This is a genomic window from Indibacter alkaliphilus LW1 (assembly GCF_000295935.2).
GTDB classification, from domain to species: domain Bacteria; phylum Bacteroidota; class Bacteroidia; order Cytophagales; family Cyclobacteriaceae; genus Indibacter; species Indibacter alkaliphilus.
The window spans coordinates 137,819-148,950 of the sequence record NZ_ALWO02000036.1; the positions used below are offsets into that span (position 1 = coordinate 137,819).

The 11,132-nt window shown below is 40.9% G+C and carries 6 protein-coding genes; 5 read left to right on the forward strand and 1 reads right to left on the reverse strand.

The genetic code is table 11. The features are described from left to right. The first annotated feature begins 174 nt into the window (after positions 1-174). The 3 genes from A33Q_RS11935 (at position 175) to A33Q_RS11945 (ending at position 6,386) form a co-directional block, all read left to right on the forward strand. Complete coding sequence (locus tag A33Q_RS11935) at positions 175-840, forward strand: hypothetical protein (RefSeq protein ID WP_009035016.1); 666 nt, start codon at positions 175-177, stop codon at positions 838-840. Further along, positions 837-2,540 (forward strand): capsule assembly Wzi family protein, encoded by a 1,704-nt coding sequence (locus A33Q_RS11940; protein WP_009035015.1) that lies wholly within the window; start codon positions 837-839, stop codon positions 2,538-2,540. Before A33Q_RS11935 ends, A33Q_RS11940 begins: the two co-directional genes overlap by 4 nt. Before the next feature lie 540 nt (positions 2,541-3,080). Next, the gene (locus A33Q_RS11945; RefSeq protein ID WP_009035014.1) at positions 3,081-6,386 is read left to right on the forward strand and encodes a sensor histidine kinase; all 3,306 of its coding nucleotides are present in this window, start codon (positions 3,081-3,083) and stop codon (positions 6,384-6,386) included. 85 nt (positions 6,387-6,471) lie between these two features. Here A33Q_RS11945 and A33Q_RS11950 read toward each other — a convergent pair whose 3' ends face one another. Continuing rightward, positions 6,472-8,523: an alpha-L-fucosidase gene (locus A33Q_RS11950; protein WP_040490437.1), complete on the reverse strand. Its 2,052-nt coding sequence runs from the start codon at positions 8,521-8,523 to the stop codon at positions 6,472-6,474. 178 nt (positions 8,524-8,701) lie between these two features. Here A33Q_RS11950 and A33Q_RS11955 point away from each other — a divergent pair, with 178 nt between their 5' ends. Together A33Q_RS11955 and A33Q_RS11960 are read left to right on the forward strand one after the other, a co-directional pair. Further along, a complete protein-coding gene (locus A33Q_RS11955) occupies positions 8,702-9,913 on the forward strand; it encodes a hypothetical protein (RefSeq protein ID WP_009035012.1) in 1,212 nt (403 codons plus the stop codon). Between the two features lie 20 nt (positions 9,914-9,933). Beyond that, on the forward strand, positions 9,934-11,127 hold the full coding sequence (locus A33Q_RS11960) for a serine hydrolase domain-containing protein (RefSeq protein WP_009035011.1): 1,194 nt from the start codon (positions 9,934-9,936) through the stop codon (positions 11,125-11,127). Positions 11,128-11,132 lie beyond the last annotated feature (5 nt).

An 11,132-nucleotide genomic window follows, 5' to 3' on the forward strand; every position in this document is an offset into this window, starting at 1 on the left:
TTGAAAATGAAAATTTTTGATGCCTGCAAGATAACCAATATTCAAGGCAAGCCAAACCACCGATCTTGACTTATCCTAAATAAAATAGGCCAAAATCAGTTGAATTTTCGTTTATTTGTCAGTTGTTATTTATAAGAAAGCCACGGTTTTCTTAGCGTAAAGTGATTGACCCTTATGCATTTTCATAAATCTGGTAATATATTTACCCTTTTATTCATTTTATCCACTTCAGTATTCTTTTTTTCCTGTGAAGACACCTTGGAAAGTCAGGAGATCGTTTATTCCAATGACTTTACAGGATTGGACTTGGCAAACTTTGAAAACGGAAAACTTTTTATTTTCAGACAAGACACCTTGTTAGGGTTTTATAATAAAGATGAAGTTTCGGTGACCCTTGAAAATCTACCCGGACACAATGTGGTCAAAGTGGAAGTTGAACTATGGATTCATGACTCCTGGGATGGCAATCCGGATGATGGGATCAGTGGACCGGATATCTGGTATATGCAGGTAGATGGGCAGGATGTCATGAGAACTACATTTTCCAACTCTCCCTGTGAATCTCTTTTTTGTCTCAAACAATCTTATCCCAACAATTATTTCCGGCAGAATGACCCGAAAAGCGGAGCCATAGAAACCAATATCCCAGGCCTATGTATTTTTGGAGCATTTCCCAGATACACCACTAAATATAGAATTACCAAATTGATCAGACATACAGCATCCAATGTAAAAATCACTTTGGGGGATGAATTGGTGCAGACCAATACCAATGACCCTGCGTGCGATGAAAGCTGGTCAATAGGAAAAATTGAAGTAACAACAATGGTAGTAATATGAGTAAGGCACATAGAGTATATCAAACGATTCCTTTCCTGGCCTTATTCCTATTTGGCTCATTCAATTTAATTGCACAAACAGTTCCTCTGAATACCCCTGTACTGGAGGAATACATGCGCAGAATGCAGCTTTTGGGCAAGCTGGGAGGCAATTCTTCTTTTGCCATCAGGCCACTCTATCCTGTGGATGCATTCAAGCGCTATAACGGAATAGACCTTGACAGTACTTTTACAGATTTTGACACCTCCTCTTTTCATAGAAAGTACGGGAAAGACGATGAAGGCACCTTGATGGCTATGCCTTACACTTACAGAACCCAATTCAACTCTGAGTATCCTTTTGGCTTGAATAATGGGGCAATGATCCCGAACAGGGGATTTCAGCATGTTTTATCAGGTGGTGTTTACCTAGAGCAAGGAGGTTTTAGCTTTCAGTTTATGCCTGAATTGCTGATCGCCCAGAACAGGGAGTTTTCCGGCTTCCCCATAGAACATCAAGCAACTATACTCTTCTACTATGAATACATGAACCGCATCGATATGCCAGAGAGGTTTGGGGAGTCAAGTTACGTGCGATTTCTTCCTGGCCAATCCAGCATCCGGTACAACTTGGAAGGGTTTTCCGTGGGAGTTTCTACAGAAAATCTCTGGTGGGGGCCCTCAAGAAGGAATTCGTTGATTTTAAGTAACAATGCTCCTGGTTTTTTGCATTTGACAGCAAATACTAGAAAGCCCATTGAGACACCTGTAGGCCACTTCGAAGGACAGATGATCGCAGGTTTTTTGAATGGTTCCCGCTTTTTGCCGCCACATGCGGATTACAATATCCAAAATAACCCAGTCCATATTCCCAAAAGAACTGTGGATGGCAGGTATCTTTCCGGAATTATTCTCAGCTACCAGCCCAAGTGGGTTCCGGGTTTATTCCTGGGCTATTCAGCTACCAATCAGCTCTACCGTGCTGACATGGACAGGTTGGGCGATTATGTTCCCTTTTTCAACGGTCAAAAAGGCTTCAATAATGTGGAAAACCCAATCAGAGATAAAAGGCAGCAGTTCAGTTCAGGATTTTTTAGATGGATCAGCCAGGAAGGGCACTTTGAGTTTTACGGAGAATTCGGCACCAATGGAAACAGCCGGAGATTGAGCGAGTTTATGATTACCCCCGAACGAAACAGAGGCTTTACCCTTGGTTTTTCGAACCTGATGCCATTGAAAAGAGAGGGCTCTTTCCTCCAAATCAGTGCTGAGATGACACAAACCGGCCAGACTATCCGTGAATCCATCCGCAACCTCGACACCTGGTACATCCATGACCATGTCAGACATGGATATACCAACAGGGGTCAAGTATTGGGAGTAGGCTATGGGCCTGCGGCCAATGTGAATTGGATAGAACTAGCTTGGGTAAAAGATTTCAATAGGATAGGCTTCCATTTTGAAAGGATTGTCTACAACAATGATTTTTACTATTTCAGGTACGAAGCATCCAAAGACTGGAGAAACAAATATGTCGACCTGGTTCCTTCCTTAGTGGCAGACTGGAGGTTTGGCAACCTTCTGGTACATGGTAATTTCCAATATGTCAATACGCTAAACTACATGTGGTTTTTGGAAAATCAACCTGATCAATACTTTGTCCCAGGCTTGGATAGGAAAAATTTTGTAGCAACTCTGGGAGTGAGTTATATTCTGAAATAGACAATATTTTGATTGGATGAGGTGCTTAGTGGATCAAGACCAAAAGCACCCTTGAATTGAGGTTACTGGCAAAGAAAATCCCGCTTCAGAGAAATCAGAATTAACAGATTCATAAATCCAACTCAGTCAAATCATTCATCAATGAATTTTTCTTCAGAATTGCTTTCTTGAAAAAATTTTCAAAAATTTTTTTATCCTTCTATTCCATTAAATTATAGCTTGAATAAATGCCATCTCTAAAAATGCATTTGAAGCCGGCTATTCAGATATATATAAAAAAATGCTTCCTGAAAATAACTTTTAGATGATGGTCCAGATTTATTTGAAAAATTAAAAAGAGAGCGGGAATTTTACTGAAGATTTTTATTACAAACCATTGATTACAAGTTACTTTTTAGAAACAAACTGTACTATTCTGTATATAGTTTGAATCAAAAATTATATATACATTGGGCAAGAAATCAGGTGAATGAGTGATCCTTTCATTGAAATTTCGCGCAATTAATAAACCCCGATCACCCCATTATAACCCAAAATAAATTGAAAATTAAATTTTTCAATAATGACATTTTCTTCCCCATATCAAGCGTGGTTTTGGGGCTATTCTTCTTTTTTTCCTATCCTGCAATAGTTCAGGGGCAAAAAATTGATCTTAAATTTCAGCGGATTTTCGAAGGCCTCACCAACAACAGAGTCTCGGCAATTCACCAAGACGATAGGGGGTTTATATGGGTTGGTACATACAGTGGACTTCACAGATATGATGGAATTGACTTTGAAGTCTATGCTACAAATACGGACAGCAGCAGCATCAATGACAATTACATAGGGTCTATCTTCGAGGACAGCAAAAACCGACTCTGGATAGGAACTGGGAATGGTATAGCGCTATACAACAGAAAAACTGATGATTTTAGAAGATTTAAACTTCAATCGCAGCTCAGTGTACAAAAAGGCGAAAGTAACCTTGTAAACACTATTTTAGAAGATGAACAGGGGACTATTTGGGCTTCCAGTACGGTATCAGGATTGTTTTACCTTGATGTAAAAAGTGAAGAATTCGTTCCTTTTTATCCTGAAAAAATTAACAGAATAAACGCTATCGCTACGGATAAAGGCAATATTCTCTGGATAGCCACTGCATACAATGGTTTGCTCAAAGTAAACACCTCCAATGGAAATACCGAACACTTTCAACACGAGCCAACTAACCCACATTCACTCAGCTCTAATGAATTGAAAACCGTCACGATAGATCGGGATGGAAACCTTTGGGCAGGTACAACTACCGAAGGTCTTAATAAGGCAGTAAAAAACACCTCGGAGCTGAGTTTTGTACGGTATCGAAATGAACCTGGAAATCCCAACAGCCTTTTCAACAATAATATCTATCGGCTTTATGTGGATAAAAATGGCAATCTCTGGACTTGTAATGAAAACGGAGGCCTGCATTTATATGATAAAGAAAATGACGCTTTTCATCGCTACATCAATGACCCAAAAAATCCCAATAGTCTAACGCATAACTCGGTTTGGAGTATTTTTCAGGACAATCTTTCAAGATATTGGGTAGGTACTGCCCAATCAGGAATCAACCTCGCCGACCCACATGGATCCAAGTTTACCCATTATTTTAAAAATACATTCAGTTCCGAAAGCTTGAACAATGACATTGTAAGAGACTTCTGGGAAGATAAAAATGAAAATATTTGGGTTGCGACTGATGGTGGGGGCTTAAACTTCTTTGATAGAAAAAGTGAAACATTCAAAGCCTTCAAAAATGATAAGGAAATCCCCTATTCTTTGGCTTCTGATGCCGTAATCAGCCTTAATGAAGATCAAGAAGGAAATCTTTGGGTAGGTACTTGGGATGGTGGCCTTAACATATTAAAAGAAGAGCAAAATGGAAAATTCATCAGTTTTCACCAATGGATCAACAACTTTACTTATCCCATCAAACATGTTTTCGATGTTCACTTTGATTCCAATTACATTTGGGTAGCAGCCTTTGAAGAAGGATTGTACAGATATGACAAGAAATCTGCTGATCTCAAGCTTTTCAGCGCCTTGGACAAAAATCCAAACTCTCTTTCCTCTAATCAAACGATAAGGATATTTGAAGACAGCCGTAAAAACCTCTGGATAGGCACTCAGTTTGGACTAAATAAGGTCTTAGCCGAGGATAAAGAAAAGGTAAAGTTCAAGGTATATCATCCCTCCGAATCTGAAGCACATAGTATACCCAGTAGCTCAATCCGTCAGATACTCGAGGACAGTAAGCAGTCCATTTGGGTTGCGACAGATAGAGGTCTTGCCAAGTATAGACCTGAAAGTGATGATTTTGTAACATACAGCGAAAATGAAGGCTTACCAACAGGCGAGATCAACTCAATTGTAGAAGATGATAAGGGGTTTTTGTGGATTGGTACTATCAAAGGGATTTCAAAGTTTGATCCTGTAAAAGAGCAGTTTGCCAATTATGATAAGTTTGACGGCCTTCAGGGCAATGAGTTTTCCAGATATTCGGTGTTGAAAACCAAGAAAGGAGAACTGCTCTTCGGAGGCTTGAATGGTTTTAATCTTTTTCATCCGGGTCAACTGGTGTCCAATCCTTATGCTCCTCCTGTTTTCCTGACTGATCTAAAAATATTCAACCAATCAGTCAATATCAAAAGCCCTGAGTCCCCTTTGAAAGTACACATTTCTTCAGCGGATACCTTGATGCTTTCCTACAAAGAGAATGTATTCACTTTTGACTTTGTAGCCTTGGATTATACAAGCCCGGAACAGGTCCAATACGCTTATATTTTGGAGGGTTTTGAAAAAGACTGGAACTATGTAGGCAAACAGCGAAATGCAACATATACCAACCTCAACCCAGGAACATATACCCTACGGGTCAAAGCAGCAAACAGTGATGGGGTATGGAATGAGGCTGGAACAAGCTTGGTTTTGATCATCACGCCTCCTTTTTGGAAAACGGCATGGTTTATTGTGCTCTGTACAATATGCGCAGTAGTTTGCTTGGTGGGATTTTTCAAATTGCGTTTGAGATCAATCCAAAATCAGAACAAACTGCTCGAAAAAACTGTGGAAGAACGCACAACAATGTTGAAGCATGCCAATGTTGAATTGAAGAAACATATCAACGAAAGAGACAAACTGTTTTCAATTATTGGACATGATCTCCGAAACCCCTTTGTTTCTATTATTGGCTATCTTGAAATACTGGAAGAGGACTTTGAAAATGATCAGAACAAGGAACAGCTTAAGAATATCAGGTATCTGTTGAATGTCTCCCGAAACACCCACAACCTCCTTGAAAACCTGTTACAGTGGGCCAGTAAAAAAAATAAAGTGTACGAAGTAAAGGCTGAGGTGATCCATGCTGACAAACTTGTGGAGATAGCTGTCAATATGGTCTCATCTCAGGCCATGTATAAAGGAATAAACTTAGTGAAATCCTGCCCGGCAGATTTGTTGGTTTATGCAGATAAAAATATGTTACTCACAGTTCTAAGAAACCTGATTTCCAATGCCATCAAGTTTTCCAAAAAGGGGTCAAAGATTGAAATTACAGTAAAAGAGGAATCAGGCAATGTGATTACTTCAGTAAGGGACTATGGAATAGGGATGGAAAAAGAGGTACTGAAAAGATTGTTCTCCAAATCTGATGTCCAAAAGCCAGGAACCTTGGGAGAATTTGGAACCGGTCTGGGCTTGGTGCTTTGCCAAGAAATGGTCCAAAAACATCACGGAAAAATTTGGGCAGAAAGTATTCCAGAGGAAGGGAGTACCTTCCACTTTTCTCTTGCCAAATATGAATTGGAGGAAGTGGCAGTCTAGTAATATAATTGTAAGCATTTAACGCTCACTTCCAGTGAAGTGCCATTTTTCCCTTTCACTTTTTTAATCCGTCGCTCAGATTAAGCTACTTGGAGATTACCCCAAGTTCTGCAAAAGCTGCAGGCTCCCTATCCACCGTCTGGATAGCTTTCAACCTGATGTATTTTGCCTTTGAAGGACTGAAACTGACGCGCTGCTCCACAGGGTTGTTTTTAATATTGGAAAATTCTCCAGAAGATACTTCTTTCCAGTTTTTTCCGTCCTGACTGACCGTTAAGCTATACCGTGAAATAATGCCTCTCATGTACCTGTTTTGCGGAGGGAGATAAGTAAAGCCTTCCAATGTCAATTCCTCACCCAAATCCACGATGAGTTCATCATTATCGCTTTGCCAAAAGGTGTCTGGGTTCTCGTCTATGGCTTTTTCCGCATCTTGGTTTTCATGGAGAACAAGCCATTCTGCCTTAGAAATCTCGATTTGAAATCTTAATACCTCACTTTTTCTTTCGCTGCTTTGATCCATTGCCAATACCTGAAGGATCAAAGGAGCATCTAAAACCAATGCCTCTTCATACCTTAAGGAAGTGCCATCAGGAGTGGTGTCATCAATGGTATAAAATATATCTACACCTTCTTCGGGAACCTCTAGTGTTATTTCCCCGGATTTTTTTCTTTTGATAACAGGCTCGGTCACGAGTTTGGGTGCATCAAAGATCCCAACTTCCATGATCAAAGGTTCTGCTTTTGCATCAAGAATATTGAACCTGACCCGCTTGACTTCTACATCATCAAAGCGCAATATTCTTTTGGCGCCTATAGTAGTCCCCTCAGCAATAAGCTTCCAACCATCACCTGCGTCTCCTTCCAAGCTAAACTTTCTCACTCTTTGGCCCAAAGGAAAATATTCGCGGATCATAAACCTATTGATCCAAGTAGCTTGGTCAAACTCAAACGTCAACTGGCTTTGGATTTTTCCATCCTCAGAAGTCCAATAAGTTTCCGGATTTTCATCAATCATCTTTTTCGCAGAAAAATCACTGCCTCTTTCATTACTGGCTTTTACCTTGGCCTTGAGGACGAGATTTTCACGGAAATCCTCCTTTATTTTCTCTGCCAACTTTAAGATTTGCTCCTCGTCTTTTTCGTGGATCAAACCTCTGCGATCTACCGGAAAATTGATCAGTAGGGAGGCATTTCTGCCGATGGATTTGTAATAAATGTCCAAAAGCTGCGCCAGGGTTTTGACCTTGTGGTCTTCATACTCATGATAATACCATCCTGGCCGGATAGATACATCCGCCTCTGCTGGTACCCAATGGGTACCGTTTTCCTGCCCTGACGCATACATGTCAGCATATTCAGGCATTCCGGCATAAACAGAATCCCGCAAAAGGTTTGACCAGGTAGTTTCGTATGCGTACCCATTTTCATTGCCTACCCACCTTACATCCGGTCCTGCATCACCGAAGATTACCGCATTGGGCTGTAACTCCCGAACAAGTTCAAAAGTATTTTCCCAATCGTAATAGGTTTTTTTGTCCACCCTTCTTGTTTCATTTGCCCCACCGTAATAACCGTCTCCCCCATTTGCTCCATCAAACCACACCTCAAAAATATCCCCGTAATTGCTCAGTAATTCAGTAAGTTGATTACGCATGTATGTAATGTACTCAGGCTTACCATAGTCAGCGTGATTTCTATCCCAAGGCGAATAATAAATGCCCATTTGTAAGCCAAACTCGTCGCAGGCTTCCCGAAGTTCTTGGATCAGATCCCCATCTCCATTTCTCCAAGGGGAGTTTTTTACAGAATGCTCTGTATAAGCCGATGGCCATAGGCAAAATCCATCATGATGCTTCGCGGTGATGATGATTCCCTTCATCCCTGCATCCTTGACTATTCTGGCCCATTGTCGTGTATCCAGTTCACTTGGATCAAACTGGGAGGGTTTTTCGTCTCCCATTCCCCATTCCATATCCGAAAAAGTATTCATATTGAAATGGACAAAGCCATAATACTCCAGCTCATGCCAGGCCAGTTGCCGCTCAGAAGGAATGGGCAAAACAGGCTCAGGGGCTGATGATTCCTTTGCTTGACAGGCAAGCAAGAGAAAAATGGGAAGCAGGTATTTTTTCATAGGAAGGGATTTTATGTGAGTATAAAGATTTTCCTTTTGGCAGAAAACACAAATGGTGCAGAACGGCAATAATGGCGCATAATTTTTCAGTGAAAGCAAAAAATGTATATCAAAATCTTTGATGACATTTTTCCATTTCCGCAATGCTAAGGTGTAAAAGACCAAAACCCTTACTGACATGAAACCATCCTTTTTGACACTTATACATTTGCTGCTCAGCTTTTCTATTTGTTTCACTTCCTGTGCCAGCCCAAATGAAAACGCTTCAAACAGCAATGATCCTAACCCATCAATGACTGAAAATGATGGGGTCCAAAAGGCTACTTCAGAAGCTAAGGAACTCCCAAATTCATCCAGCATGCAAAAAGTGGAGGTAAAAGACCAGGCCTTGAACATGACCATGATGATCCTTAAGGTACCAGCAGGCTGGGTGCTCCATCAGGATGTGGCATCCAACCCAAATGGTTCAGGATACCTGAAATTCCTTTTGGCCATGGAAAGTCCCGAAGGCGAAATCCACGGTTTTCTGCCCTTGATGATGAACTACAACGCTTATGTCATGTATGGGCAGCAAAGCGGAGTGTACTTTGATGAGTTGGTGAATTACTTGATGCACTACTGCTCAAGACCATTTTTGGAAAAATTCATCATCGGAAACAGGCAATCGGATAAGGAAGCTTTGGCTTCTGATGAGGGTAGACAATACAGGGAATTCGCCGAAAATTATACCAATATGGTCATACAGGCGGGAGCTTATGCTACAATGGACTTTGATATTATAAAAATGGATTTTACTGCTTCAAGAAAGAATGTTCCATATAAAGGTGTTCTGAAAGCAACCAAAATCGGGGTAATAGACCAAAACCCATACCTTACAAGCAAATATGGGATTGTCCTAGGTGGATTTACTCTTGCTCCGGAAAATCTTTTTGCCCAGGCAGAGAAAAGAGAGATGGACATGGACTTGCAGGTAAATCCTAAATGGGATGCCAAAAGGTCTCAGATCATCGATATGGAAACCCAGCGCATGTCTCAAGATCATCAAGCAAGGATGGCCCAGCAAAGACAGCAGTTCAATGCCCATCAGCAAAATATGGCATCCCTGAGACAGACTTTTGACCAGCAAAATCAGGCCTGGTATGAAAGGAATTTTGGAAGTGGAGGCTCCAGCTCTTATTCCGGAAATGCTTCCGTAACTGATGCAATAACGGGTTATAGCAGCTTTAGCGATCCCTATACAGGACAACAGATCAAAAAAGAAGGCCACTACAATTACTGGTACACCAATGAGTTTGGGGAGTACCATGGCACGGATGATCCCAATTTTCAGCCAGGTAATCATTACAGTGGCAATTGGACTCCGATTCAGCCTCTGAAACCCGATCATTAAGGTTAAAAAAGCTCCTAATCATGAAAACCATCAGGTATCCATTCATTCTATTTTTTTTGATCGGGCTGTTTATTCCAGGCTGTTCGGAAGAAAATGCCAACGGCCCAGACCCAAAACCAAATGTCCAAGAAGACATCATTGAAATTGACAATCAGATTAAAAATTTTATATCCAAATGGGAATATCCCGGAGCTACACTTGCCATCAGCAAAAATGGGAAGCTGGTTTACTCCAAAGCTTATGGACTGGCTGATGTGGAAGCAAATCAGAGCATGAATACCGATCACCGCATGAGAATAGCCAGCATTTCCAAGACTTTTACAGGTGTGGCTATTCTCCGGCTCGTTCAGGAAGGTAAATTGAACCTGGACGATAAGGTTTTTGGGGAAGGTGGGATCTTGGAGAATGATTTTGGAACTCAACCCTATTCTGATAGGGTAAGGAATGTTACTGTTAGGCATTTACTTCATATGACTACTGGCGGTTGGGTTTTGGCAAATGACAGAGATGCCATAGACAGTAATTCTAGTATGGACAACAAACAGTTTTTCGATTGGATGCTGGACAACACCCTGCTCAAACATAATCCTGGGACAAGGTATTGGTATATCAATACCAATTATTTCGTTGCAGCTCGTGTCATAGAAAAAGTGAGCGGAAAATCCTATTTACAATTTATGAAAGATGATTTTTTGGACCCACTTGGTATTCCCTCTGCAGTGATGGCTGGAAGAAGTCTGGAAAGCAGGCATCCAAATGAGGTCAAGTATTATGGAATAGGCAATATCAAGGGCTTTGAATATGGATTCAATATAGAAAGAAGGGATGGGGATGCAGGTTTGGTGATTTCAGCTAAAGATCTATTGAAGTTTGTCCTTTCAATCAATGGTAGACCTGACAGAAAGCAGATTCTGGAAAGACCTATTTTCGAGGAATTTATCAAGGGCTCAGGGCCAAGTCCTTTGAATAACTCCTATGGGCTTGGTATTGTAAAAAGAGTTAACGGCTTATTGTTCAATGGAGCTTTGCCTGGCACACGTACAGGTTTTCAGACCAATGATGACACAGGACTAGCTGTAGCTTTACTTTTTAATGGCTGTGTCGATTATACCAATGCCAGCCTCTGGAATAGTTTCAACCAGGAGTTCTTCGCATTGCTGAACTCTTTAGCATCAGCGAATACCAGTGTTTATAAAAATATTGATCAGTTCTAAACTTT